General features: G+C 70.0%; 20 protein-coding genes and 3 pseudogenes. 12 read left to right on the top strand and 11 right to left on the bottom strand.

Features of this window, described 5'->3' with window-relative positions:
* Positions 1 to 47: 47 nt before the first annotated feature.
* The 3 pseudogenes from AB0C96_RS04275 to AB0C96_RS04265 all read left to right on the top strand — a co-directional run.
* Positions 48 to 200 (top strand): annotated as a pseudogene (locus AB0C96_RS04275) (LysR family transcriptional regulator); the annotation flags it as partial.
* Positions 201 to 250: 50 nt separating this feature from the next.
* Positions 251 to 553 (top strand): annotated as a pseudogene (locus AB0C96_RS04270) (IS5/IS1182 family transposase); the annotation flags it as partial.
* A 290-nt stretch (positions 554 to 843) separates the two neighbouring features.
* Positions 844 to 2,367, top strand: a pseudogene (locus tag AB0C96_RS04265) (BTAD domain-containing putative transcriptional regulator); the annotation flags it as partial.
* Here the strand turns inward: AB0C96_RS04265 and AB0C96_RS04260 are convergent.
* A complete protein-coding gene (locus tag AB0C96_RS04260; protein ID WP_362913763.1) occupies positions 2,257 to 3,159 on the bottom strand; it encodes a hypothetical protein in 903 nt (300 codons plus the stop codon). The pseudogene AB0C96_RS04265 and the gene AB0C96_RS04260 sit on opposite strands and share 111 nt — an antisense overlap.
* 756 nt (positions 3,160 to 3,915) lie before the next feature.
* Here AB0C96_RS04260 and AB0C96_RS04255 point away from each other — a divergent pair.
* The gene (locus AB0C96_RS04255) at positions 3,916 to 4,515 is read left to right on the top strand and encodes a hypothetical protein (protein WP_362913761.1); all 600 of its coding nucleotides are present in this window, start codon (positions 3,916 to 3,918) and stop codon (positions 4,513 to 4,515) included.
* Between the two features lie 53 nt (positions 4,516 to 4,568).
* Here the strand turns inward: AB0C96_RS04255 and AB0C96_RS04250 are convergent, their stop codons facing one another.
* A complete protein-coding gene (locus AB0C96_RS04250) occupies positions 4,569 to 4,985 on the bottom strand; it encodes a hypothetical protein (RefSeq protein WP_362913499.1) in 417 nt (138 codons plus the stop codon).
* A 193-nt stretch (positions 4,986 to 5,178) separates the two neighbouring features.
* Complete coding sequence (locus AB0C96_RS04245) at positions 5,179 to 6,018, bottom strand: DUF1963 domain-containing protein (RefSeq protein WP_362913497.1); 840 nt, start codon at positions 6,016 to 6,018, stop codon at positions 5,179 to 5,181.
* Positions 6,019 to 6,347: 329 nt separating this feature from the next.
* On the opposite strand from AB0C96_RS04245, the gene AB0C96_RS04240 reads away from it, so the two are divergent.
* The gene (locus tag AB0C96_RS04240; RefSeq protein WP_362913495.1) at positions 6,348 to 7,565 is read left to right on the top strand and encodes an FAD-dependent monooxygenase; all 1,218 of its coding nucleotides are present in this window, start codon (positions 6,348 to 6,350) and stop codon (positions 7,563 to 7,565) included.
* Between the two features lie 178 nt (positions 7,566 to 7,743).
* On the opposite strand, the gene AB0C96_RS04235 is transcribed toward AB0C96_RS04240, so the two are convergent.
* The gene (locus AB0C96_RS04235) at positions 7,744 to 8,361 is read right to left on the bottom strand and encodes a hypothetical protein (protein WP_362913493.1); all 618 of its coding nucleotides are present in this window, start codon (positions 8,359 to 8,361) and stop codon (positions 7,744 to 7,746) included.
* Positions 8,362 to 8,723: 362 nt separating this feature from the next.
* Between AB0C96_RS04235 and AB0C96_RS04230 the strand changes: the two genes are divergently transcribed.
* Positions 8,724 to 9,710 (top strand): MsnO8 family LLM class oxidoreductase, encoded by a 987-nt coding sequence (locus AB0C96_RS04230; RefSeq protein WP_362913491.1) that lies wholly within the window; start codon positions 8,724 to 8,726, stop codon positions 9,708 to 9,710.
* 96 nt (positions 9,711 to 9,806) lie between these two features.
* On the opposite strand, the gene AB0C96_RS04225 is transcribed toward AB0C96_RS04230, so the two are convergent.
* Both AB0C96_RS04225 and AB0C96_RS04220 read right to left on the bottom strand, forming a co-directional pair.
* Positions 9,807 to 11,660: a beta-galactosidase family protein gene (locus tag AB0C96_RS04225; RefSeq protein ID WP_362913489.1), complete on the bottom strand. Its 1,854-nt coding sequence runs from the start codon at positions 11,658 to 11,660 to the stop codon at positions 9,807 to 9,809.
* A gap of 275 nt (positions 11,661 to 11,935) precedes the next feature.
* The gene (locus AB0C96_RS04220; protein ID WP_362913487.1) at positions 11,936 to 12,232 is read right to left on the bottom strand and encodes a hypothetical protein; all 297 of its coding nucleotides are present in this window, start codon (positions 12,230 to 12,232) and stop codon (positions 11,936 to 11,938) included.
* A 110-nt stretch (positions 12,233 to 12,342) separates the two neighbouring features.
* Here AB0C96_RS04220 and AB0C96_RS04215 point away from each other — a divergent pair, with 110 nt between their 5' ends.
* Entirely contained in the window at positions 12,343 to 13,005 is a 663-nt protein-coding gene (locus AB0C96_RS04215; RefSeq protein ID WP_362913485.1) for a hypothetical protein, read from the top strand.
* 261 nt (positions 13,006 to 13,266) lie between these two features.
* Here AB0C96_RS04215 and AB0C96_RS04210 read toward each other — a convergent pair whose 3' ends face one another.
* Positions 13,267 to 14,022: a hypothetical protein gene (locus AB0C96_RS04210; RefSeq protein ID WP_362913483.1), complete on the bottom strand. Its 756-nt coding sequence runs from the start codon at positions 14,020 to 14,022 to the stop codon at positions 13,267 to 13,269.
* Positions 14,023 to 14,274: 252 nt separating this feature from the next.
* Positions 14,275 to 15,060 carry a GAF domain-containing protein gene (locus AB0C96_RS04205; RefSeq protein ID WP_362913481.1) on the bottom strand — a complete coding sequence of 262 codons (786 nt, stop codon included), beginning with the start codon at positions 15,058 to 15,060 and terminating at the stop codon, positions 14,275 to 14,277.
* Positions 15,061 to 15,351: 291 nt separating this feature from the next.
* Between AB0C96_RS04205 and AB0C96_RS04200 the strand changes: the two genes are divergently transcribed.
* Together AB0C96_RS04200 and AB0C96_RS04195 are read left to right on the top strand one after the other, a co-directional pair.
* Positions 15,352 to 15,579, top strand: coding sequence for a hypothetical protein (locus AB0C96_RS04200; protein ID WP_362913479.1), 228 nt, complete (start codon positions 15,352 to 15,354; stop codon positions 15,577 to 15,579).
* A 497-nt stretch (positions 15,580 to 16,076) separates the two neighbouring features.
* A complete protein-coding gene (locus AB0C96_RS04195) occupies positions 16,077 to 17,126 on the top strand; it encodes an amidinotransferase (RefSeq protein ID WP_362913477.1) in 1,050 nt (349 codons plus the stop codon).
* A 91-nt stretch (positions 17,127 to 17,217) separates the two neighbouring features.
* On the opposite strand, the gene AB0C96_RS04190 is transcribed toward AB0C96_RS04195, so the two are convergent.
* Positions 17,218 to 17,997: an SDR family oxidoreductase gene (locus AB0C96_RS04190; protein WP_362913475.1), complete on the bottom strand. Its 780-nt coding sequence runs from the start codon at positions 17,995 to 17,997 to the stop codon at positions 17,218 to 17,220.
* 320 nt (positions 17,998 to 18,317) lie between these two features.
* On the opposite strand from AB0C96_RS04190, the gene AB0C96_RS04185 reads away from it, so the two are divergent.
* The 3 genes from AB0C96_RS04185 (at position 18,318) to AB0C96_RS04175 (ending at position 21,653) form a co-directional block, all read left to right on the top strand.
* Positions 18,318 to 20,537: an NADP-dependent isocitrate dehydrogenase gene (locus AB0C96_RS04185; RefSeq protein WP_362913473.1), complete on the top strand. Its 2,220-nt coding sequence runs from the start codon at positions 18,318 to 18,320 to the stop codon at positions 20,535 to 20,537.
* A 132-nt stretch (positions 20,538 to 20,669) separates the two neighbouring features.
* On the top strand, positions 20,670 to 21,212 hold the full coding sequence (locus AB0C96_RS04180; protein WP_362913472.1) for an HAD domain-containing protein: 543 nt from the start codon (positions 20,670 to 20,672) through the stop codon (positions 21,210 to 21,212).
* Between the two features lie 42 nt (positions 21,213 to 21,254).
* Positions 21,255 to 21,653: a VOC family protein gene (locus tag AB0C96_RS04175; RefSeq protein WP_362913470.1), complete on the top strand. Its 399-nt coding sequence runs from the start codon at positions 21,255 to 21,257 to the stop codon at positions 21,651 to 21,653.
* 77 nt (positions 21,654 to 21,730) lie between these two features.
* Here the strand turns inward: AB0C96_RS04175 and AB0C96_RS04170 are convergent, their stop codons facing one another.
* Both AB0C96_RS04170 and AB0C96_RS04165 read right to left on the bottom strand, forming a co-directional pair.
* A complete protein-coding gene (locus AB0C96_RS04170) occupies positions 21,731 to 22,429 on the bottom strand; it encodes an HAD-IA family hydrolase (RefSeq protein WP_362913468.1) in 699 nt (232 codons plus the stop codon).
* Between the two features lie 90 nt (positions 22,430 to 22,519).
* The gene (locus AB0C96_RS04165) at positions 22,520 to 23,455 is read right to left on the bottom strand and encodes a M56 family metallopeptidase (RefSeq protein ID WP_362913466.1); all 936 of its coding nucleotides are present in this window, start codon (positions 23,453 to 23,455) and stop codon (positions 22,520 to 22,522) included.
* Positions 23,456 to 23,492 lie beyond the last annotated feature (37 nt).

The following is a 23,492-nucleotide window of genomic DNA, read 5'->3' as shown; positions in this document are numbered from 1 at the left end:
AATCCTCGGATTCCCTTGGCAATGCCCAAGCATTCCCTTTGATGACCATGACTCTTGATGATCTCCGTGTCTTCACTGCCGTGTGCCAGTCCGGCTCGCTGAGCGCGGTCGCCCGTGACCTGTCGTGTACGCGGTCGGCGGTCAGCCAGCATGTGAAACGGCTCGAACGGGCGCTGGGACTGAGCCTGTTGGGACGGCACTCTGCATCACCAAGACCCCGTCCGGCGACGAGAAGGCAGGGCGTTCGCCGGTCGACCGCGGCCACGACAGTGCCAAGTCCCGTGCGCTGATAGCCGGGCTGGGGTTCACAGCCGGGATCGCCCGCAAGGGAGCGCCAGCCCCGATCCACGCCGGTAGGCGCTGGGTGGTGGAACGCATCCACTCCTGGATGAATGACTGCGGCAGGCTCCGGCGTTGCACCGAGAGGAGCGGCAACGTCGTGGACTTCTACCTCCACCTCGCCGCCGCACTTGTCACGCTACGTATGCCGATCCGCCGAGCTACAAGCCGCTGTCGCTGGGACGGCCGTCCCACCACACGCCGCCTCAAGTGATCCATTTGCCGGTCGGTCCAACTGATCGTTTCAGGATGAGTTCGGTGTGGCGGCTGGGAGTTGGGGTTGCCAACGGGCAGGGTCTGGCGCGTGGTTGATGATCTTGTTCCTGACGAGCTGTGGGAGCGCATGGCCCCGCTCGTACCTGCCCGGCCGCCGCGCGACCTGCAACGCCAACCGGGTCTTCCGCTGCCCGAGGGCGTGCGGGGAGCCCGGTCGGCTACCTACCCGGGATACTCCAGGTAGGCATTCAGGTAGTTGCACCGTATGGCCCCCGCCTGCCGGTCCCCATGCTGGGGCTGTCCCGGCAGACATCGAGACCGGGTCAGCAAGTACGGACCGCGACTGCGCCACGCTCTTCGCGCCGTATGAAGCGGGGAGGGACAGTGCGGTTTTCCTTACTCGGGGCCATGAGAATGCGCGTCGACGGGGCCGAAGTGCGGTGCGGACCACCGCAGCAACAGGCCACTCTGGCGGCCCTGCTCCTGCGTACCGGCCATGCGGTTCCGCTTCACGAGCTGATCAGCGCGGTGTGGGGCGATACCCCGCCGGACTCGGCGGTGACCATTCTCCGGACGTATGTGTGGCGGATACGCAAGCAGTTGAGCGCCGCCGGTTGCCTGGTTGAGCCGCTGGCCTCCATCGGCGACGGCTACCGGCTCATCGTGCCCGCGTCGGCCGTGGACGCACTCCAGGCCGAGCAGCTGGCGGCGGCCGCGGCACAGACATGCCGCGCCGGGCGTCATGAGGAGTGCGTCGAGCTCATCGCCGAGGCGCGGCCCTTGTTCCGGGGCGAACCGCTGGCCGGGGTTCCGGGTCCGTTCGCAGAGAGCGAGCGCTTACGCCTATCCGAACTGCGGCTCATCCTGCTGGAGGAACGCTTCGCTCATGACCTGATGCGCGGACAGCACGCTGAGGCCATCCCGGAACTGACCGCGTTCAGCCGGGAACACCCGCTGCGGGAAAAGTCCTACGGGTTTCTGATGAGAGCCCTTGCCACCTCGGGGCGTCGGGCCGATGCGCTGGCGGTGTTCGCCCGCGCCCGCGAGGTATTGCTGACGGAACTGGGCCTCGATCCCGGCCCGGAGCTGTGCGCCCTGCACAAGCGCATCCTCGCCGGTGATCCCGCCCTCGTCTCTCCCTGCCCGGCCGCCGCTCCGGCCAGGCCCACCACCGCGCCGCACGGCCGTACGAGCTCCCCGGGAAGAGAAGCGCCCACCGCCCAGACCCTCGCCACCCGGCTTCCGCCCGACACGCCTGACTTCTGCGGTCGGGAGGCCCTCGTGACCGAGCTGTGCCGGGCACTCACCGCCCGAGCGGGTACCGCACCGGTCGTGGTGTCCCTCAACGGGACGGGCGGCATCGGGAAAAGCACCCTCGCCCGGCACCTGGCACACCGCGTCAAGCATCACTTCCCCGACGGCCAGTTGTACGCCGACCTGCGCGGTACCGGTACGGACGCCGCCGACCCCGGCGCCGTCCTGGCCACCTTCCTGACCGCGATCGGTACGGATCTCGAAGCCGTTCCCACCCCTGTCGACGAGCGGGCGCGGCTGCTGCGCACCGCTCTGGACGGTCGCAGCGTGCTGCTACTGCTCGACGATGCCCATGACGCCGCGCAGGTCGCTCCACTGCTGCCGCACACGGCTGCCTGTGCCGCCATCGTGACCAGTCGGGCGCGTCTCGCCGGTCCGGCCGCCTGCTTACACGTCCAGCTGCCCGAGTTCCGCACCGAGGAGGCGCTTGCCCTGGTCCGCTGCATCGCAGGACGGCACCGGGTCACCCAGGAAGAATCCGATGTCGTACGGCTCGTCACCAGCTGCGCCCATCTGCCGCTGGCGGTCCGCCTCACCGCCTCCCGCCTGGCATCCCGCCCGGCCTGGACGGTGGCGGACCTGGTGGGCCGGCTCACCGACGAGCGGCAGCGACTCACCGAGCCGCACACGGACGACCTCGCCGTGACCGCCGCGTTGGAACTCAGTCACCGCCAGTTGACCGCTCCGCAGGCCGCGGTCTTCCGTGAGCAGGCGCGCCAGGAATCCGGCGTCCCGGGCGGCGGCGGTCGAGACATTGATCCGCAGGACGCCGGCCGCGCCGAAGTAGGGCATCGTCTCGAAGTCGACCGGCCCGTGCCGCAGATCGGCGGTGGCGCGGATGACCCGCAGCCCGGGGCGCAGACCGTAGGCATCCAGCATCCGCAGGTTGGCGGCGGTCGACTCGCTCAGCTTGGAGTCGTCGTGGATGATCCGCACCGGTTCACCGGTCGTTCCGGACGTGTGGACCCGCAGCTCGTCCCATGCCTCGACGATGCCTGTGGTGAGCGCCTCGGGCGTGTGGCGAAGGACGTCCTTCTCCAGCACTGGCAGGGACTCCAGGACGGCCTCGGCCTTCTCCGGAGTGATCCGCCCCTCCGTGAGATGGGGGGCGAAGTGCGTTGTGCGTGCCGCGCGGGTGAGTGCCTGGGCGAGTCTGGCCCGGCGGAGTTCGGCCAGCAGGGCCCCGTCGTACTGACTGGGCAGATACACCTGCCGAAAGAGCCGCCACCCCTCGCCGACTGCCGCCGTGGTGCGCAGGCTGGCGTTGTGCCACCAGTCGTGGCCGGTCATTGTGCCTCCGTCCTCGCAGACGTCGAAACGGGCATGTTCCGGCCCGGTACGCCGGGCCGGGCGGGACGGGCGCAGGGGCCACGCCAACGGCGAACCCACTGCGCCCGTCACTTCATCGACCGAAATCAGGAAACGGTCTCGCCGAGGTTGATCTCCATGCGTCCCACCTCCCTCGCCTCCCGTGGAAGGGCGGTTCCCCTTCGCTCGGTCCTCAGCCTTCACGCCGGCGATCTACGCCCGATGCGTGCCGGATATACGTTCGATCGACGGGGGAAGGGAGGTGGTGCACGGCGCTGCCGCCGGTCCGGATGCCTGGTGCCGGCGACGCGGTGGGTGGTGCCCGCGGAGAAGAACGGTCACCGGCCGATCGAGGCGGTACGAGGCGACCGCGGTGCCCGGCACGCGGAGATCGTCTCGGCGGCGTGGAGTGACGGAATGTGTATCCGGGCTTCGACCATGCTCAGTTCACCCTCGAAGCCCGGCGGGCAGCGGGCACACGCACTCCGGTCCGCCGTCCGCGCCGCCACGTGGCATCGGCACACACGGGCACGAATAGTGATCAAGGGCTGTTCCGGGCGTGAGCTTGCGCAGTGCCCCTACGGTCGCGGACGTCGATCTCCGTTCGGTGGTGCAACGCACCTCAGGGATTGTCAGTGCGCGGCGCTACGCTGCGGCAGCAGCTTGGCCCCCATTGCGGACGCGCGGACGTGGGAGAGACCGCTGGACCTGCTGGTCAGGGAGTATGAGGCCCCTGCGATGAGAGCGGCCAAGTTCAAGCGGTCCGGTTGCACTTTCAGCTTCGACGCGGACAGTGGTGATCAAGCTGTTCTCCGGTTCGCACGTCACTACGTCGACCCGGACGCTGCCGTGTTCAACGTGTCCTACGTCATCGTGCCGGCCCCGTACTTGGAGTGGATCAACCGGCAGCACCGGGCCAGCGGCCAGGTGAGGGCTCCAGTCGCCTTCGCGCCTGCTGTTGTGGCCGGTGATGTGATGCCACCACCACACGCAGCCCATCTCCCCGATAGTGAGAAGTCGTTCCGCTCACGCTGGGCTCTGCGCGAGGGCCATCATCGAAGCTGCGGTGAGGCGCTGGCCAACGTGTTGCGCGACGCAGCGATCCCACAGATGATCCACCTGCTCGACCGGGCCAATCTCCTGCACGAGTGTCGCCATCCGACCATGCCGGTCGTGCGACTGGTGCCGCTGACCAGAGTGGAGATTCTGCTGCGGGTCGATGACGCACCGGCCCGGGAGATAGAAGCGCTGCTGGCTGACGTGCGGCCAGCGGGTCCCGGAGACGATTTCGCCGCATGGGTGCGCCGGAGGCTGGCGACCCGCGTCGGCAGCCAGTAGGGCGTTCAGGGTCGCCGCCCGAGCGGTCAGTCGCATCGGGTGAGATCTTCGATCTAGATCATCGAGGCGCGCACCGCGTAACGCGTTGTGGAGAACGAGCTGTTGACCGCGCCGCCGCTGCCGCCGATTCCGAGCCAGTGCGTGACGTCCGTGCCGACGACGCCGGTTGAACCGGTGTACTCGGTGGTGCCGTCCAGGCTGGGTACGCTGCCCATCACGTGGTTGCCGTTCGACGACGTGCCGGTGCCGATGGCCTGGTCGATCCCGCCTCCGGAGATCAGGCAGCTGCTGCAATCGGCGTGCGGGGAGATCTCGGAGAAGGTGGAAGTGGGGCCGGCCCTGGCTCCCGGGGTCCTGACGGTCACGCCGACGGTGTTGGCGTACGCGACGCCTGGGACCGCAATGGCGAGTACCGCGCCGATGACCCATGGCCTTCCCGCGGCGAGTCGCCGCAGAAGTCTCGCTCTCATCGAGTTCTCCCTGTTCCCTGGCAGATGTGACATCGCCCTCCCGGTGGTCCGCGGTCGAGAGCCTTACCGGGCAGAGGGAATCGAGGGGCTGCATGACGGCACAAGGCGTTCTGCTCGCGGGTGGCTCGACCGGGGGCGGAGCCGGGCCCGGCTCACACCTTCGGGCAGGCCCTGCTCGTTGGGCGGGTCGGGGTCACCACATGTCCGGGGTCGGGATCGCCCGGCTGAAATCGCCGGTCGGCAGTGCATCGGTGGGTATCGACCAGTGCATCCAGCCGCCTTCACCGCCGATGTACCACTCGTCCTGTCCCGACAGCTGGAGCAGGTGGTGGTAGAGGGTCGGGTCTTCGCCCCACGGCACCATGGGCGAACTCCCCGTGGGGAACTTCGGCCATCCAAAGGCCATGTCGTCGGTGACGAGCGCACCCGGCCGGCTCGACCAGTCGGTGAGCTGCTCCTTCACGTACTGACCGGGCATGGCCCTGGCCAGGTCGTCGACCTTGGGGCCCAGGTCGAGGGTGCGCCAGATCGGGTCCCAGGTGTCGGGGAAGTCGAATCCGGGCTTGGCCGCCCAGTCGACCGGGTCGAAGACGCTCGACCGGGCGGGTGGGTCCGTCTCGACGGCGTGTGCGGAACGGGCCGCGATCACCCTTCCCAGCTGCGCGTCGAAGGAGTGGTACTTCATTGCCAGTTCGTAGGAGGCCGGGTCGCACTGCTGGGAGTCGGTGTCGAGGTAGAAGAAGTTGAGCAGGCCCGTCCCGGCTGGGAGGACGTCACCGAGCCAGGGGGCCAGGGCGCCGGTGTCGAGGACGGCTATCAGGCTCAGCGGAAAGCCGTCGCACATCGGCCAGGGCGTGCCCGGTTCGAGCATCGCCCGGCCGCCGAACCGGCTGTGCCCGGCGGCTTCGCCGGGATCGGCTTCGGTGAGCTCGAATCCGGGGCGGGCGAGGCGGACGAAGTCGGCGGCGAGATCCGTGCCGAGACGTTCGGCGCAGAAGTCACGGAGGGCGGATCGAGTGGTCTCTGGCTCCATACGGACAGTCAAACACCCACCTCTGACAGGCGGGACGACGAAGCCGTTGCCTTCGGATCATGACCACTGATCAAGACCGCTGCCGGCACAGGCCACTTCGGACATAGCCACTGAGGGCCAAGACCACTGAGGGCCAAGACCACTGAGGGCCAAGACCACTTCGGGCCAAGACCACTGAGGATCACGAATCCTGCGGACAGTGCGGTTCCCCTCGCACCGACTGCTGTCGGTGTCCTGTCGGCGCCCGTCAGCGGCCTATCGGTGGTTCGTCGGTGTCGTCAGCCAGTCTGGGGTGCATGGAAGATCCACAGACCGTTGAGGAGTTCGCAGTGTCCACACCCATGGAATCGACGTGCCCGGAAGGCAAGAGCGTCCTGATCTCCGGCGCCAGCATCGGCGGCCCCACCCTGGCCTACTGGTTGAACCGGTACGGATTCAACGTCACGGTGGTGGAGCGGGCCGCCGGTCTGCGGCCCGGCGGGCAGGCGATCGACGTGCGGGGTCCGGCGCTTGAGGTGGCCGAGCGCATGGGGGTGCTGGATGCGATACGGCGCCGGAGCACCGACCTGCGAGGGATGTCGGTCGTCGACGGCGACGGCACGGAACTGTCCAGGACCACCGAGCACACTGTCAGCGGAGGCGTGATAGACAGCCCCGACGTCGAAATCCTGCGCGACGACCTGGCCCGGATCCTGTTCACCGCGGGCGGCAGCGAGATCGAGTACCTCTTCGACGACTCCATCGCCACGCTTGAGCAGGATGACGACGAGGTGCGGGTCGGGTTCCGCAGTGGCACGGCACGCGCCTTCGACCTGGTCATCGGCGCGGACGGGGTGCACTCCCACACCCGGCGGCTCGTCTTCGGGGCGGAGGAGGACCACCTTCGCCACCTGGGCAGCTACCTGGGCGTGTGGTCGGCGCCGAACCACCTCGGCCTGGACCGCTGGGAAGTGCTCTACCGCATGCGGAGCAGCGTTCTGTGGGGCGCGATGGTGATGAGCGTCCGGGACAACACGGAGGCACGCGTCTTCGTCGGCATCGAGTCGGACCAGCCGCCCGCGCGGTTCCTGCCCCGCGACATCACGGAGCAGAAGCGCCTGGTGGCCCGCGCGTACGCGGATGCGGGCTGGGAGATGCCGCGGCTGCTGAAGGAGATGTGGGACGCCCCCGACTTCCACCTCGACGCCGTGGCACAGATCCACATGGACTCCTGGTCGCACGGCCGGGTCGCTCTCCTCGGCGACGCCGGCTACTGCGCCTCCCCTGCCTCCGGCCAGGGCACCACCATGGCCATGGCCGCCGCATACGTCCTGGCGGGCGAGCTGCGGGCGGCGGCCGGCGACCACCACACCGCCTTCGCCACGTACGAACGGGAGTTGCGCGGATTCGTGTCCGCGAACCAGGAGATCGCCCTGATCACCCGAGCCCGCATGCGGCAACAGCAGACGGCGGAACTGGACCTGTCCGAGGCGCGCCCCAGGGACGAGGACGAGGACTACGCGCGGGTCCTCGCGAAGGTCAACGCCTTCCGACTCAAGGACTACTGATCCTGCGACACCCCGGTACCCGTCGGCGACACCCCGGTACCTGCCGGCGCCCCCCGGTACCTGACGGCGCCCCCCCCGGTGCCCGTCGGCGGCAGCCACCGGGCCGCCGGCCGGCGTCCCCACGAGCGGTGAGGGGTTTCCACGAGCCGGAGGGCCAGGCCGGGCATGCCGTGGGCGCTCAGTGCTTGGCGGGCTCGCGCGGCGGCATCCAGTGGTGGACGGTGTAGTCGCCCTTCTCCAGGGTCTCGAACGGGGCGGAGCCCTGACACTTGCCGACGCTGTTCTTCGGCAGGCCGTCCAGGGCCCAGCTGTAGCCCAGCCGGTCCTTCTTGCCGTCGTCCAGCACGGTGAAGCCGAACCGCTTGCCCTTGAGGTCGCCGATCGCCGGCATGCCCGGTGCGCCCCGGAAGTGGGACTCGGAGACGACGCCGGTGGCGACGGCGACCGGACCACCGGTCAGCAGGCAGTCGATACGGCCCTTGAAGTAGCCGCCCCACTGCGGTCCCATGTGGTGGCTGACGTAGAAGGTGCCGCGCGCCTTGTCGGCGAACCCATGGGCGTCGAAGGTGAAGTGGACGTCGTCGCCCGGCCGGCGCTTGAGCTTGGCGGATCCCTTGAGCAGCGGTTCGTCGACGGTGTGCCGGGCGGTATGGGCCCCGCTCGCGGCGGGGGCTGCGGCGACGGTTGTGGCAGCGCTGGCGGCGCCGGTGGTGCCCAGGGTCAGTACGGTCGCCGCGCCCATGGTGAGGGCGGTGGCGGCGACGACGAAGGGGTGGCGCACGCGGGTGCGGGACATGGTGTCCTCCAGCGGAAGTGGCGTCGGTCGGGCCCGTCTTCGAGCCCGTCGTGGCCGGCGGTCTCCGGCCGATGACCACGATGCCGCCCCGCCCCGTAGCGCCGCGTCGCACCACAGACCGGTGCGGCTCCCCCGTACGGCGGAGGTGTGGACCGTACGCCCGGTCGATGCGTGGCATCCGGAGTGCGGCCAGTGGGCCCCGGGGGTGAGTTCCTGGAGTGAGGCCCGCGGGTCGACGCCACGCCACGCCACACCACGCGGCCGGTGCCGGGCACCCGTTCCCGACGACGATCCTGCCGCGCGGGGTGCGTGACGAGGCCGGATCGCATCCTCGTCGAACACCCGCTCTCTATGCTGGCGACATGATCGATGTACCTCTCTCAGCGCTGGAAGTCGCGATGGTCCAGGCGGGTGCCCGAGCCGTGGAGACCCTGCGCGACACCACCGCCTTCGCGCAGGCGATGGAACGGCTGGGCTACCACCGGATCTGGTACGCCGAGCACCACCACTCGCCCGCCATCGGCGCTTTTCCGCCAGTCGTGTTGGCCGCGCACGCCGCCGCCACGACCTCGACCATCCGTCTCGGTTCCGGCGGAGTGCTGGCGCCCAACCACGCACCCCTCACACTGGCGGAGCAGTTCGGGACGCTGGCCGCCCTGCACCCGGACCGCATCGACCTGGGCATCGGCCGCGGCCCGGGCACCTTCGACGAGACCATCGCACGGGCACTGCGCCGCGGGGCCGGACCGACGACGGACGGGGAGTACCGCGACGACGTGGCCGCGATCCTCTCCTTCCTGGTCGACGAGGTCGCGCTCGGCCCGCTGCCGGAGCCGTGGCTGCTCGCCTCCAGCACCGCAGGTGCCGCCCTCGCCGCGGGTCTCGGCCTGCCGATCGCCGTCGCACACCACATCCGGCCGGAGAACACCCGAGCAGTGCTGGAGCGTTACCGGGCCGAGTTCACCCCGTCCCGTTGGTGCGAGCAGCCCCGGGTGCTGGTGTGTGTGGAGACGGTGTGCGCCGAGACGGAAGAGGAAGCCGCGTGGCGCATCGGACCGATGAACGTCGTCAAGGCCGGGCTGCTCAAGGGCCGCAGTGACATGCCCTTCCCCACGCCCGAGGACGCGGCCGTCCACCCCTTCACGGAAGAGGAGCGACGGGCGCTGGCCGGCTTCCGTGCACAGCAGGCCGTCGGAACACCCGAGACCGTCGTTCACCGGCTCGCGCAACTGGCCGAGGAGACCGGAGCGGACGAACTGATGCTGACCACACCCGTCTACGACCTCCGCGACCGCATCGGCTCCTACGAACTCCTCACGAAGTACTCCGAGGCCATGACGGCACCGTAGGAGCCCCGTCACCGCCGCGGATCGTCGCGGATCCGGCACCCGCCCGGGGAGATCGGATGGACGCGAACGGGGGCTCCTACCCGAGATCGGGCGCTGCTACCCGAGATCGGGGGCAGACCGTATGTCAATCCGGTCCCCCGTCCGCTCCATCTCCAGCACGATGAGCTCGTTGCGCCCCTTCCGCCACAGATGGCTCGGCGCGTACAGGGTGACCTGCGGCCCGAGGGACCAGTACCGGCCGAGTGCGAACCCGTTGAGCCAGACCATGCCCTTGTCCCAACCGGGAAAGGCGAGGAAGGCGTCCGCGGGGGTGTCGACATGGACCCGGGCCCGGTGGAACGCGGGGCCGGTGGGGGTGTTCGTGCTGCCGAACCGCAGCGCAGAGAGGTCGTCCAGGGGCAGTCGGCGGATCTCCCAGTCGCGCAGTTCCTCGTCGTCGAGGAGGACCTGGCCACTGATTCCCTTGGGGTCGTTGAGGCCCTGGCCGAAGTTGACCCGCCCGGTGGGGTCCACCAGGAGGTCGAGGGTGCTGGACGCGCCGGCCACGGTGACGTCGACCAAGTGGTTCGGCTGGTTGCGGTCGAAGGTGCCGATCCGCTTGCCGTCGCCGAACACCAGCGCACGGTCGCCCAGTCCGGTGATCCGCAGGGCCTTGGTCCCCTGCGGCCCGCGTACGCGGGTGCGGTAGTGGATCAGTCCGTGCGGTTGCCCGAGGGCCTCCATGTGGACGGGGGTGGGACGCCGCACCGGAGTGCTGCTCAGCGCGTCGAGGGCGTCCATCAGCGGTACCGACCCGCGGACGGTGACGCTCTGCGGTGGCATGCGGCGGGGCGTGGCCGGCAGGGGAGTGTTCGGCAGCGTGGTGTACCTGGCGAGCACCTCGCGCACTGCGTGGAACTTCTCGGTGAGTTCGCCGGATTCGCTGATCGGGGCGTCGTAGTCGTAGCTGGTGACGGTGGGCTGGTAGGCGCTGCCGCTCAGATTGGCGCCCGCGGACCAGCCGAAGTTCGTTCCGCCCACCGCCATGTAGAAGTTGATCGACGCCCCTGCTTCGAGGATCTTCGTCACGTCGGCGGCGGTCCGCGCCGGGTCGCTGGTGTGGTGCCGCTCTCCCCAGTGGTCGAACCAGCCATCCCAGAACTCGGTGCAGAACAGGGGCTTGTCCGGCTGGAAGTCACGGAGCTCGGCGAAGGGTCCGGTGGGGTCCCCGGCGAAGTTGACGGTGGACAGGAGATCGGGAAGGCTGCCGGCCTCCAGCGCTTCCCGGGTCGCTCCGTTGGAGCAGAACAGCAGGCTGTCCACGCCCTGCGCCCGCATGGTGTCCCGCAGATGCTCCAGGTGCGCGTGGTCGTTGCCGTAGCTGCCGTACTCGTTCTCGACCTGCATGGCGATGATGGGCCCGCCGCGCGTGGCCTGTAGGTCGACGAAGCGGGGCAGCAGTTCGGCGAACCAGGCGTCGACCGCGCGCTGGTACCCGGGGTCGGAACGGCGCAGTGGCGCGTCCTTGTCCTTCAGGAGCCGGGCGGGCAGCCCGCCGAAGTCCCACTCCGCGCAGATGTACGGGCCGGGTCGCACGATCACCTTCAACCCCACCTGGTCCGCGGTCCGTATGAAGGTGGCGACATCGCGCCATCCGGTGAAGTCGGCTCTGCCCTCGTGCGGTTGGTGGAAGTTCCAGGCGACGTAGGTCTCCACCGTGTTCAGACCCATGGCCCGCATCCGCAGCAGCCGGTCGCGCCAGTCCTTGGGGTGCGTTCTGAAGTAGTGGAAGGCTCCCGAGAGGATCCGGAACGGCTCGCCGTCCAGCAGGAATTCGTGCCCGCGGATGGTCAGTCCCCGCGGGCTCTCGGCCTGGGCGAGGGTGGTACGGCCGCTGCCCAGGGCGACACCCAGGGACGCGGCCCCCACCGTGGCCGCGCCCAGGAACCCACGTCGGCTGAACTGCGTCATGTCTGCTCTCCTCGACTCGACCGGTCGTCGCCCAAGACTCGAACATGTTCAGCAGTGCGCGTTTCTGTGCATTGGGAGTGTTGTATAGAACAGAAACGAGCACAAGGGTTCGTGGCGGTGTGCGGAGCACCAGACGAGGGCGCATCGCCCGCGAACTATCGCCCGCGAACTACCGGGCGGGACTTCGGCGTTCAGGTCGCCGGGGCGCTCCGGCTCCCTGTCCGTCCCGGCGGCGGTGGCCCCGGTCGCCACCGTCGGCCAGGCCGCCGCACGGCTCACACGTCCGGATGGTCGGGCACCGGCGAGGCCGCGACGGCGTCGTCGAGGATCTGCTCCCGTGCCGCGACGACCAGCCGGTTGAGTGCGGTGGCCAGGGCGAGGACCTCACCGGGGCTGCCCGGGGCGGCGATCCGGCCGGCCGACTCGTCGAGGAAGGCCATCGACTTCCGCAGCAGACTGTGCGCTTCGGGGGTGGTGGGAAGCGCGTCGGCCCGGATCAGGTTGAGCATCGTCGCCAATGCCTCGGCGAGTTCGCGGACCGCTTCGCGCATCTCGGTTTCGTCGGAGTTCATGGAGCATACGGTCGCCGATCTGAGGTGAATGCGCCACGCCGCACCTTGAGTTGGCGGCTTCGGGCAGTCCGGCAGCGCCCGGACGGTGCGGTCATGGCAGAGTGAGCCGCATGCCCATCCCCACACCGCGCCGGCGAAGACACCTCGCCGCCGCCGCGCTCCTCCTGAGCGCTGCGACGTCCCTGACCGCCTGTGGCCAGCAGCGCGTTGCGGCAGGCGCCCCGAGCGCATCGCCCAGCGCCGGCCCCGCCACCCCCGGTGCCGGCCCCGCCACCCCCGGTGCCGGCCCCGCCACCCCCGGTGCCGGCCCCGCTATGCCCGGGGCCGGCGCCTCGCCCTACGTGGAACCCGGGTCCCACGACGGAGCCCCGCACTACAACGACAACAACGCCCACCGTCGGCCCCGCGAGATGTCCCGCGCCGGCGCCAAGGACGCCCAAAGGGAAGCCGACCGCATCGAACCGGTGCTCAAACGACTCTGGAGGCAGGGGAAGTGGGACCCCAAGAGCGTCCGGGCGGCGCTGCTGGCGCTGGGGTACGAGGAACAGCGGACCGGCGCCCGGGGCGAGCGGCGCGGCGGGAAACTCGACGTGCGGAGCATGGAACCGCGCTTCGAAGACGACCACTACGTCACTGCCGAAGGCGCCCGGATCGGCCTCCTCGTCCACGGGGACGCGTGCGTCACCGCGTTCGTCCAGAAGAGCAACTACCAGGTACAGGTCAACGGACCGTATCTGGAGTCCGGTTGCTTCGAACCGCCCTTCGGCCACTGACGCAGGCTGCACGGCCTGTACGTCGACGGAGGTGCCGTCCTGCGCGGTTGAACTCACCGTGGAGTCCGCCGAGTTGCGAGGATATCGGCCGGCCTCCCCCACGGCCCCGCTCGCTCAGGGGCTGTCGGCCCTGCCGGCTCCGGTGGCGGTCCAGCAACGCCCGCAGCCGTACGAGCTCCGTGACGTCATCCTCCACCGCCTGCCGTATGCATGACATGTAATGTCCATGCCCGCTTTGCCACTTACGGCACCCATCCGGGTCTACGCAGACCCCTGTGTACCGGGCCGGGTGCCGTCACGGAGAGTGGAGAGCTGCCGCAGTGTCGCTTGAGCGCCGCCGAGCGTGCTGCGCAATTCGCCGGACATAAAGGTGGCCGGGGCGAGAATGTCGACGATCCGCGAACAGACCCCCTCCCGGAATTCGAGGGAGCGCCGTGTCCCGGAAGAGCGTGGAACGGCGGGCGGATGCGGAAAGGCGACGGCGATCGAACCGGCGGAGACACGCCGATCGTCGCCGTTGTAGACGAGGTCGAGATGGAGTCGGTAGAGGTATCGGAGGTCGTCCGGTGCGTGCACGTGTAAGCGCACCTCGAACCGGTCGGCCTCGCCGGCGGGAATCACCTGGGAAAGGTCTTTCGCCGCCGGGGTGTGGTGCGGCCAACGAGGCGGGGACAAGGTGATGTCGTACGTCGCCGAGGACGGAAGTGCCGCCAGAAGTTCGGGCCGGGAGAAACCGAACTGTCCGGCCCCTTCCACCGTTAATTCGAGCCGTTTGAGAACCGCGGTCCGATCACCCCGGTTGCGCAGTTTCACGTCCAACACCGCAACGTGGGACCACGTTTCTGCGGCATTGCGCTCCGGTTCCCACCGGCGGACGAGGCGGGACTCCCCCTGACTGGCGGAAACGTCGACCAGTTCCAACTCGGCCTCCCGCGGGTGGCGCGCCCGCAGCGCGGCCCATGCCCCGATGACCGCCGCAATGATCCCGCCCGCCGCCCCCAGGAACGCCTCAAGCATGCGATGACAGTAAAGGGAGGTGGAGTGGACCGCAGGGAGTTTCGATAAGTACTACTGATTGCCCGAAAGGGGCGGTGGAGATGTCGTCAGGACGGAAGTGGCCGGTGGGCCGGCGGTGGGGCCGGGGGACGTGGGTGACGTCGGTGGTGGCGGCGTCACCGAAGGTCCCGGGGCCGCCCGCCACGCCTCCTCGCTGCTCCCTCGCGCCGGTCGTCGCAGGTGGCGGTAGCGGCCTTGGTGCCGCGCTCCGCGCTATTTCTTCACGGCCAGGGCGACACCCAGCATCCGGGCGAAGACGCCGACCATGGTCACGTCGTCCTTGTGGAGGTCTCCCGGCCTGAGGCAGTCGACGGCCAGGATGCCGAACGCCTCGTTGCCGGCGGTGACCGCACAGGCGATGTACGTCTTGTAGCTGTCACTGTCGGGCTTCAGGGCATCCGGCAGTTCGTCCACGTCCTCGACGAACGTGCTGGTGCCGTCGTCCAGAAGTTTCAATAACTCCTTTCCGCGCAGTTCCGTCTCCCGGAACGTCGTCACGGGGGCCACATTCCGGCCCGACCAGAGGCTGTTGCGGCACTTGACCTCGCGCTGTCCCGGCGGTGTGCCGGGAACCAGCTCCAGGAAACAGGCCCGCGCGTCCTGAGGGCCGATCAGCGAGGCGGTGAGGGAGACGATCGCCTGTTTCGTCTGCTGTTGCAGCGCCACCCGCTCGGCTTTGGTGGAGCTCGAAACGATCTCCCCGAGGTTCGACGCCAAAGGCACCAGGACGTCCTCGAACGCCCGGCGTTGGTTTTTCGTCGCCGCTTTCGCGGCCTCGTTCGCCGTGGTCACTCGCCGATTCGCCAGCCACACCGTCGCGATCGTGGCCACGCTTCCGATTCCGATGATCAACCAGAACAACCAGCTCGGCATGCCCAGCCCGATGACCATTTGTGCCACATAAGCCAGCACCGCCAAAGTGGCAGCAGAAAACGCACCCCACCCCATGTGCAACCCCTCCCCTGTCCCCAACCTCAGGCTGCCGGCGCTGTCACGCACGATACACGCAGAGTAGTCCCATTGGGCGAAAACTGTTTAGTTCCAGGGTTGTTCGGGCATTCCTGAGCTAGTGTGTGAAGCCGGTAAGGGCGTTGTGCCCGGCTCGCCGAGGGTGCACGTCATGATCGTGAGCCACTCATGATCGCGGTGTGAGTGGCCGCAAAGAGATCTCGTCGGGGTGCAAGCCCAGGCCGCGACGGGTGTACGCCTCGGGGGGTAGGGACGGAATGGTCAATGCCCGACCGCTGCGAAAAGCGCTCACGCGATGCAGAATCCTGGGGGGATTCAGTCATGAGTACGACTGCAGGTGTCTGGAATGGCGTGGCATTAGAAACGGACCCCCGCATCGGGGAGTTTCAGGCCAACCCCGCCGCGTACATGGAACAGCGCGCTGGTGCCCTGCGCTCAGGTGACCTGGCGAAGGAGCAAGCCCGCATCCTCAAGGACCAGTCCCTTCTGCTCACCCTGAAGGGGCTCTGGGGGACGTTGGCACAGCATGTGATGCGACCACGAACATAGCCCGGCCCGGCGCAGGTTCGGGCGGATCATGCGGGGGCGCGGCCACCTCACCGGGGTCGCGCCCCCGCCTGGTGCCGGGGCATGACCAGCACCGCGCCTCGGGGTTCATCGATGGGCGTGGGGTCCTGCCCTGAAGTCGGACGGTGATCTCCGTATGCGTCGCGGGCTCGTCGACTTCGCACAAGTGCTTTCGTTCTCCATGCCGTTGGGCCGGCGCGACCCCTCGTCGCGGCCGATGCGGTGCGGTGGAGCGGTTCCGGTGGCCGTGCCCGTGCGGTGCGCCGTCCGGGTATCAGGGCGGTGGAGCTTGCCCGTTGAGTGGCTCTCGCGTTCAATCGCTCATGATCACGGCGGTCCGGCTCCCGGGCCGCCGTCCACCACTGAACGCGCATGACAGAACGAGGAGCGATTGCGTGACATCCGGTAGCCCGCACATAAGCGGACAGGGCGACTCCTACACCTCGTCCCCCCCTTCGACGGAGGGTCCGGCCAGTCCCGTGAGCTCCTACACGGAGTGGGACCCGCTGGAGGAAGTGATCGTCGGCATCGTCGACGGAGCGAGCTTCCCCACCTGGCACACGGCTCTGCCGCCGGTCCTCCCGGCGGACCAGCACGAGACCTTCCGGCGGAACGCCGGCCGGCCCTTCCCGCCCGAGCAGGTCGCCGCGGCCCGTGCGGAGCTGGAGGAGTTAGTGACCATCCTTGAGGGCGAGGGCGTCACGGTGCGCCGCCCGGAGGCGATCCCGCAGCGCACCCCGTACACGACGCTGGACTGGACGAGCACCGGCATGTACGCGGCAATGCCCCGGGACGCGATTCTGGTGGTCGGCGACGACATCATCGAGTGCCCGATGGCCTGGCGGTCCCGTTACTACGAGAACCTCGCCTACCGCCCGCTGCTGAAGGAGTACTTCCGTGGCGGTGCGAAGTGGACCGCGGCGCCCAAGCCGGAGCTGACGGACGCCCAGTTCGACCAGGACTGGACCGACCCCGGTGAGGACGGTCCCCAGCGGCTGGTGGTGACCGAATTCGAGCCGACCTTCGACGCGGCGGACTTCACGCGCTGTGGGCGGGACATCATCGCCCAGAAGAGCAACGTCACCAACGACTTCGGCATCGCATGGCTGCGGCGCCACCTGGGCGACGAATACCGCATCCATGTGTTCGAGTTCAACGACGCGCACCCGATGCACATCGATGCGACGCTGGTCCCGATGGCTCCGGGCAAGTTGCTCATCCACCCCGAGCGGGTCCCCGAGGTGCCGCCGCTCTTCAAGGGGTGGGACGTGATGGCCGCACCCACTCCGGTCATCCCCGACGGGCATCCGCTCTATATGACCAGCAAGTGGATCAACATGAACATCCTGATGCTGGACGAGGAGCGGGTCATCGTCGAGGCCCAGGACGAGCCGATGATCGCGACCATGAAGAACTTCGGGTTCCGGCCGATCCCCTGCAACTTCCGCAATTTCAACAGCTTCGGCGGGTCGTTCCACTGCGCCACGGTGGACGTCCGCCGGCGGGGGACGTTGCAGTCCTACTTCTAGGACGCCCCGGGGACGGCGCGGCAGGGCGCGGTGCGGATGCTCGTCCGCACCGCGATCCCGCCGCGCCGCACCACGGCCGGCCGGCCCGCCCTCACATCACCGAGAACCCGCCGTCCACGAACACCGTCTGGCCGGTGAGGTACGCCGCCCCCGGGCCCGCCAGGAACACCGCCGCGCCTGCGAAGTCGGCCAGTTCGCCGTTGCGCCCGACCATCGTCCGGCGCGCCATCGCCGCGGTGCGCTCGGGGTCGGCGAACACCGCCTCGTTCAGCGGGGTGCGGACGAAACCGGGTGCGAGGGCGTTGACACTGACGCCGTGCCGGGACCAGGCCTCGGCCTGCGAGCGGGTGAGCGCCGCCAGCCCCGCCTTCGACACCCCGTACGCCCCGCTGTTGCCGAACGCGCGGACCGACTGCTGCGAGGCGATGTGCAGGATCCGCCCCCAGCCGCGGTCGGCCATGCCGGGGCCGAAGCGCTGCCCGAGCAGGAACGGCGCATCGAGGTTGACGGCCATTGTGCGGTCCCAGTCGGAGGCGGTCAGATCGCCCATCGGCGGACGGGGGTTGACCCCGGCGGCATTGACCAGGATGTCGGGCTCGCCGTGCCGTCGCACCACCTCCTCGGTACCCCGGTGCAGCGCCTCGCGGTCGCCGAGGTCGGCGGCCACCCAGTCCGCCGTGCAGCCCGCCGCGCACAGCTCCGCGGCGGCGGCCCGCAGCGGCTCCGGGCGGCGGGCCAGCAGCACCACCTCGGCGCCGGCCCGGCCCAGCGCCTCGGCGACGGCCCGGCCGATGCCGGAACTGCCGCCGGTGACCAGCGCGGTGCGGCCGGCCAGGGAGAAGAGTCCGTCGAGGTAGGCGGTGGTGGTCATGGTCGGTGAAGCCTCCTGGTGTGCGGCGCGTACGGGGCGCCCGGCCCGGCCGCCCCGGTGCGACGATCATGCCCCTCCGTGAGGTGGCCGCTTCCCGGCGATCTGGGGCAGGACGCGTCGCTCGGGGGGATGCCGGGAGCGGGGCGCCATGGCCCGTGCGGCGAGAAACCGATTTCTGCCATTCGGGGGGAATGAGGGAGGTTTTGTTCGGTTTTTCCCGGTGTGCTCCTGAAGAGTGCGGGCGGGGTCCTGTCGAGAGGGCGGCGATCACGAGATATCTTGATGTCGAGCAATGTTGCAGACGTGGAGCGGAGCACCCGGTGACTGACTCGACCATCATCTACACGCACACTGACGAGGCCCCCGCCCTCGCGACGTATTCCTTCCTGCCTGTGATCCAGGCGTACGCGTCGCAGGCCGGCGTCAGCGTCGAGACCCGTGACATCTCGCTGGCCGGGCGCATCATCGCGAGCTTCCCCGAGCGCCTCACGGCGGAGCAGCGGATCGACGACGCGCTCGCGGAGCTCGGCGAGCTGGCCAAGACCGCCGAGGCCAACATCATCAAGCTGCCCAACATCTCGGCCTCGATCCCGCAGCTGAAGGCCGCGATCGCCGAGCTCCAGGAGCAGGGCTACGCGCTGCCCGACTACCCGGACGACCCGAAGACCGACGAGGAGCGCGACACCCGCGCCCGTTACGACAAGGTCAAGGGCAGCGCCGTCAACCCGGTCCTGCGCGAGGGCAACTCCGACCGCCGCGCCCCCGCGTCGGTCAAGAACTACGCCAAGGCCCACCCGCACCGTATGGGCGAGTGGACGGCCGGGTCGAAGACCAACGTCGCCCACATGACCAACGACGACTTCCGCTCCACCGAGAAGTCCGCGGTCGTCCCCGGTGCCGGCGCGCTGCGCATCGAGCTCTCCGGCGACGACGGCTCCACCACCGTTCTGCGCGAGTCGGTCCCGGTCCTCGATGGCGAGGTCGTCGACGCCTCCGTGATGCGGGTCGCCGCGCTGCGCGAGTTCCTCACCGTGCAGGTCGCCCGCGCCAAGGCCGAGGGCGTGCTGTTCTCCGTGCACCTCAAGGCCACGATGATGAAGGTCTCCGACCCGATCGTCTTCGGCCACGTGGTCCGGGCGTTCTTCCCGAAGACCTTCGCCAAGTACGGCGAGGTGCTCGCCGCCGCCGGCCTGACCCCGAACGACGGCCTCGGTGGCATCTACAAGGGCCTGGAGTCGCTGCCCGAGGGCCCCGAGATCAAGGCCTCCTTCGACGCCGAGCTGGCCGAGGGCCCCGATCTCGCCATGGTCGACTCCGACCGCGGCATCACCAACCTGCACGTCCCGAGCGACGTGATCGTCGACGCCTCCATGCCGGCCATGATCCGCACCTCCGGCCACATGTGGGGCCCGGACGGCGAGGAGCACGACACCCTCGCGGTCCTGCCGGACAGCAGCTACGCCGGCATCTACCAGGTCGTCATCGACGACTGCCGCGCGCACGGCGCCTTCGACCCGTCGACCATGGGCACGGTGCCCAACGTGGGTCTGATGGCGCAGAAGGCCGAGGAGTACGGCAGCCACGACAAGACCTTCGAGATCCCCACCACGGGCACCGTGCGGGTCCTCGACGAGTCCGGCAACGCCGTCCTGGAGCAGGTCGTCAGCGCCGGCGACATCTTCCGGATGTGCCAGACCAAGGACCTGCCGATCCGCGACTGGGTCAAGCTCGCCGTCACCCGCGCCCGCGCGACCGGCGACCCGGCGGTGTTCTGGCTCGACGAGGAGCGCGCGCACGACGCCCAGCTGATCCAGAAGGTCAAGGCCTACCTCGCCGAGCACGACACCGAGGGCCTTCAGATCGAGATCATGGCCCCGGTCCACGCGATCAAGTTCTCCCTCGACCGCATCCGCCGCGGCGAGAACGCGATCTCGGTCACCGGCAACGTCCTGCGTGACTACCTGACCGACCTGTTCCCGATCCTGGAGCTCGGCACCAGCGCCAAGATGCTCTCGGTGGTGCCGCTGATGAACGGCGGCGGCCTGTTCGAGACCGGCGCCGGCGGCTCCGCGCCCAAGCACGTCCAGCAGCTGGTCAAGGAGAACTACCTGCGCTGGGACAGCCTCGGTGAGTTCCTCGCGCTGGCGGTCAGCTTCGAGCACCTCGCCCAGAAGACCGGCAACGCCCGGGCCCAGGTGCTCGCGGACACCCTCGACCGGGCGACCGGCAGCTTCCTCAACGAGAACAAGTCGCCCAGCCGCCGGCTCGGCGGCATCGACAACCGCGGCAGCCACTTCTACCTGGCCCTGTACTGGGCCCAGGAGCTGGCCAAGCAGACCGACGACACCAAGCTCGCCGAGGCGTTCTCCGGCCTGGCCACGACGCTCGCCGAGCAGGAGAAGACCATCGTCGACGAGCTGATCGCGGTGCAGGGCTCGCCGGCCGACATCGGCGGCTACTACCAGCCCGACCCGGTCAAGGCCGCGGCGGTCATGCGCCCGTCGGCGACCTTCAACCAGGCCGTCGACGGCCTCGCCTGACGCTCCCGCGCGTCGAGCGGCCTGACGTAAGGCCCCCACCGCCCCGGCCGGCACTCGCCCGGCCGGGGCGGTTCCCTGCGCACCGCCGGTCGGAAGCGGTTCCTCCGTCGCCGGCCGCGGCATCATCACGCCGTGGACTCCACCCGGCCCCTGCTCTTCCTCGACGTCGACGGCCCCCTCAACCCCTGGCTCGCCACGCCGCGGCGGCGCCCCCAGGGCTACACCACCCTGCGGATGCGCCCCACCGGCTGGGAGCCGCCCCGCCGCGCCCTGCGGGTCCGGCTCAACCCCGACCACGGCCCGCTCCTGCTGGGCCTGGGCTACCGGCTGATCTGGGCGACGACCTGGAAGGCCGAGGCCAACACCTGGATCGCCCCGGTGCTCGGGCTGCCCGAACTCCCGGCGCTGGACTGGCCGCGGATGCACCACCACGACCCGGACGGGGTGCACTGGAAGACCCGCCACCTCGTGGCGGCCGCCGCCGGCCGCCCCTTCGCCTGGGTGGACGACGAGATCGGCCCCCGCGACCACGCCTGGATCGCCCGCCACCACCAGGGCCCGGCCCTCCCGCTCCGCGTCGACCCCAGCAAGGGGCTCCGCCCCGACGACTTCGCCACGCTCCGGGCCTGGGCGGCGGGACGGGCCGGCGCCGGGGACGAGCCGGCCGGGCGGTAGCGTCGGTGGCCGTCCCGCTCACCACTCCACACGGGGGAACCGATGGAACTCGCCCAGATCCGGCTGCTCGTCACCGACTTCCGCGGCTGTTACCGCTTCTACCGGGACGTGCTGGGCCTCACCCCGCAGTTCGAGGCCGAGGAGGGCCCGTACGCCAAGTTCACCTGCGACGAGGGCTCGGCGGGCCTCGCGCTCCAGGACCGGGCACAGCTGGCCGGCCTGCTCGGCGAGCTGACCACACCGCCGGCCGGACACCGCTCGCTGGTCGCGCTGCGGGTCGACGACCTCGATGCCTACTGCGAGCGGATCACCGGCCGCGGCGCGGTACTCGCCCACGGTCCGGCCCCGCTGACGGACCGGATGCGTGCCGCGCACCTGACCGACCCCGAGGGCAACCTCGTCGAACTCCAGCAGTGGCTGACGCTGCGGACCGCGTCCTAGGGGGCTGTCCCGCCAGGGATTACGGGACAACCCCCCTGCGCACGACACCATCGGACCCGGTGCGCGCTCCGTCCCCGTCAGCCCACGAGGTCCAGTACGGGGCGCAGCCCCGCCGGGCGGCGGTCCACCGGGAGGTGCTCCACCGGCAGGAAGGCGCACCCCAGCGCGGTGGCGCCGCCGTCCGCCGTACGGTCGTCGCCGACCATCAGGACGGCGGACGGGGCGAGCCCCAACTCCCGGCAGGCGACGGCGAACAGCCGCGGGTCCGGCTTCTGCATCCCATGCTCGTAGGAGAGCACACAGGCGTCCACGTACCGCTCCAGGCCGTGGGCGCGGAGCACCGGCCGGAGGTCCCAGCCGATGTTGCTCAGGACGCCGATCCGGACGCCGCGGCGGTGCAGCTCCGCCAGCACCTCGACCGCGTCCGGGTAGGGGTGCCAGGCGTCCGGGGTCATATGGCGGTCGTAGAGCGCGTCGTACAACTCCGGTCGGGGCAGCGGGACGTGCCGGGCGAGGGCGGTGTACACGGCGCGGTGGTGGCGCGCGTCACGGTCGCGGACCTCCCACTGCGCGGCCAGTGCGGCGGGGATCTCGACGGGGCCGGGGTCGCCCGGCAGCGCGCCGGCCCGCTCCAGTTCGGCGGCCCGGCGGGTGATCTCGGCGTCGGCCATCGCCGTGCCGGACGCGGTCAGCGCCGCGCGCAGCCAGGACTCGGCGGACTCGATGCGCAGCAGGGTCCCGGAGAAGTCGAAGAGCACACCCTTGATCGTCGTCATGAGGGGCATCCTCGCGGGTTCCCGGGGGTTGGGGAACCCGTCGGGTCCGACGCCGGGCCGCGAGCCCGGTCGGGCGCCGGGGGAGACCCGCTACGTCAGCGCGCTCAGCCCGGGCATGAACGTCACCAGCAGCGGCACCGCCGGTACCAGTGCCGCGACCGCCGTCATCCGCAGGCGGCGGCCGGGCGTGAAGCGGGGCGCGGGGGAGAGCAGTCGGTCCACCCGTTCGGGGACCAGGGAGAGCTGCGGCGGGCAGGGGCCGAACACCCCGCGGTCCTCATTGAGTTCGACCAGGGCCAGGGCGAAGGTCAGGCGGCCGAAGCGGCGCGAGGCGACGTCGTCGGCGGCCAGTTCGACCAGCCGGTGGACCTGGTCGCGGAACGCCGCGAAGACCGGGATCTGCGGATAGCCGGCCGCCAACGCCGAGGCGCAGTACAGCAGGACGTCGTGCCGGGCCCGCACATGGCCCTGCTCATGGGCGATCAGCGCATCGAGCTGATGCCCCTTCAGGCGGCGCAACGCCGAGGTGGTGATGACCAGTTGGGGCGAGGCGTGCTGGAGCCACCAGGCCTCCGGGCGGTCGCCCTCCAGGACCACCAGCCGCTCGCCGAGCGAGTCCTCGCCCGGCAACAGGGGGGCGCGCCGCAGGAGATCGGCCCGGCGCCGCCGCCGGCGGGCCCGCGCCGCCCGCACCTCACGGGTCAGGGCGACGGCCGTCCACGCCCCGCCGCCCGCCAGGACGAGGGCCAGCACACCGGCCCACGGCCCGTACCCCTGGAGCGCGTACGCCTCGACGACGACCCGGGGCGCGAACCCGAACACCGGGCTGCGGACGGACTCCCAGGCGGCGGCGGCGCTCAGCGACATCGCGAGCACACAGCACAGCAGGACACCGGCGACCACGCACTGCCACACCCACAGGGCGAGCACCGGTTCACGGCCGGGCCAGTCGGAACGGGCCATCAGCCGTGGCGCCATCGCCGCGGCCAGCACGCCGAGAATCATCAGCGCGATCGGGACCATCATGCCGTCACCCTATGAGCGCACGACTACTCAGTGGTAC

This window comes from Streptomyces sp. NPDC048506 (assembly GCF_040651315.1).
Taxonomy (GTDB): domain Bacteria; phylum Actinomycetota; class Actinomycetes; order Streptomycetales; family Streptomycetaceae; genus Streptomyces.
This window is presented reverse-complemented; position numbering and strand designations above follow the sequence as displayed.

What these genes read in the sequence shown, in the direction of transcription:
- AB0C96_RS04215 (WP_362913485.1), top strand. Translation starts at nt 12,343, where the DNA reads ATGCCCATCCCCACACCGCGCCGGCGAAGACACCTCGCCGCCGCCGCG.
- AB0C96_RS04230 (WP_362913491.1), top strand. Translation starts at nt 8,724, where the DNA reads ATGATCGATGTACCTCTCTCAGCGCTGGAAGTCGCGATGGTCCAGGCG.
- AB0C96_RS04260 (WP_362913763.1), bottom strand. Translation starts at nt 3,159, where the DNA reads ATGACCGGCCACGACTGGTGGCACAACGCCAGCCTGCGCACCACGGCG.
- AB0C96_RS04165 (WP_362913466.1), bottom strand. Translation starts at nt 23,455, where the DNA reads ATGATGGTCCCGATCGCGCTGATGATTCTCGGCGTGCTGGCCGCGGCG.
- AB0C96_RS04175 (WP_362913470.1), top strand. Translation starts at nt 21,255, where the DNA reads ATGGAACTCGCCCAGATCCGGCTGCTCGTCACCGACTTCCGCGGCTGT.
- AB0C96_RS04190 (WP_362913475.1), bottom strand. Translation starts at nt 17,997, where the DNA reads ATGACCACCACCGCCTACCTCGACGGACTCTTCTCCCTGGCCGGCCGC.
- AB0C96_RS04235 (WP_362913493.1), bottom strand. Translation starts at nt 8,361, where the DNA reads ATGTCCCGCACCCGCGTGCGCCACCCCTTCGTCGTCGCCGCCACCGCC.
- AB0C96_RS04170 (WP_362913468.1), bottom strand. Translation starts at nt 22,429, where the DNA reads ATGACGACGATCAAGGGTGTGCTCTTCGACTTCTCCGGGACCCTGCTG.
- AB0C96_RS04210 (WP_362913483.1), bottom strand. Translation starts at nt 14,022, where the DNA reads ATGCTTGAGGCGTTCCTGGGGGCGGCGGGCGGGATCATTGCGGCGGTC.
- AB0C96_RS04200 (WP_362913479.1), top strand. Translation starts at nt 15,352, where the DNA reads ATGAGTACGACTGCAGGTGTCTGGAATGGCGTGGCATTAGAAACGGAC.
- AB0C96_RS04250 (WP_362913499.1), bottom strand. Translation starts at nt 4,985, where the DNA reads ATGAGAGCGAGACTTCTGCGGCGACTCGCCGCGGGAAGGCCATGGGTC.
- AB0C96_RS04245 (WP_362913497.1), bottom strand. Translation starts at nt 6,018, where the DNA reads ATGGAGCCAGAGACCACTCGATCCGCCCTCCGTGACTTCTGCGCCGAA.
- AB0C96_RS04225 (WP_362913489.1), bottom strand. Translation starts at nt 11,660, where the DNA reads ATGACGCAGTTCAGCCGACGTGGGTTCCTGGGCGCGGCCACGGTGGGG.
- AB0C96_RS04255 (WP_362913761.1), top strand. Translation starts at nt 3,916, where the DNA reads ATGAGAGCGGCCAAGTTCAAGCGGTCCGGTTGCACTTTCAGCTTCGAC.
- AB0C96_RS04220 (WP_362913487.1), bottom strand. Translation starts at nt 12,232, where the DNA reads ATGAACTCCGACGAAACCGAGATGCGCGAAGCGGTCCGCGAACTCGCC.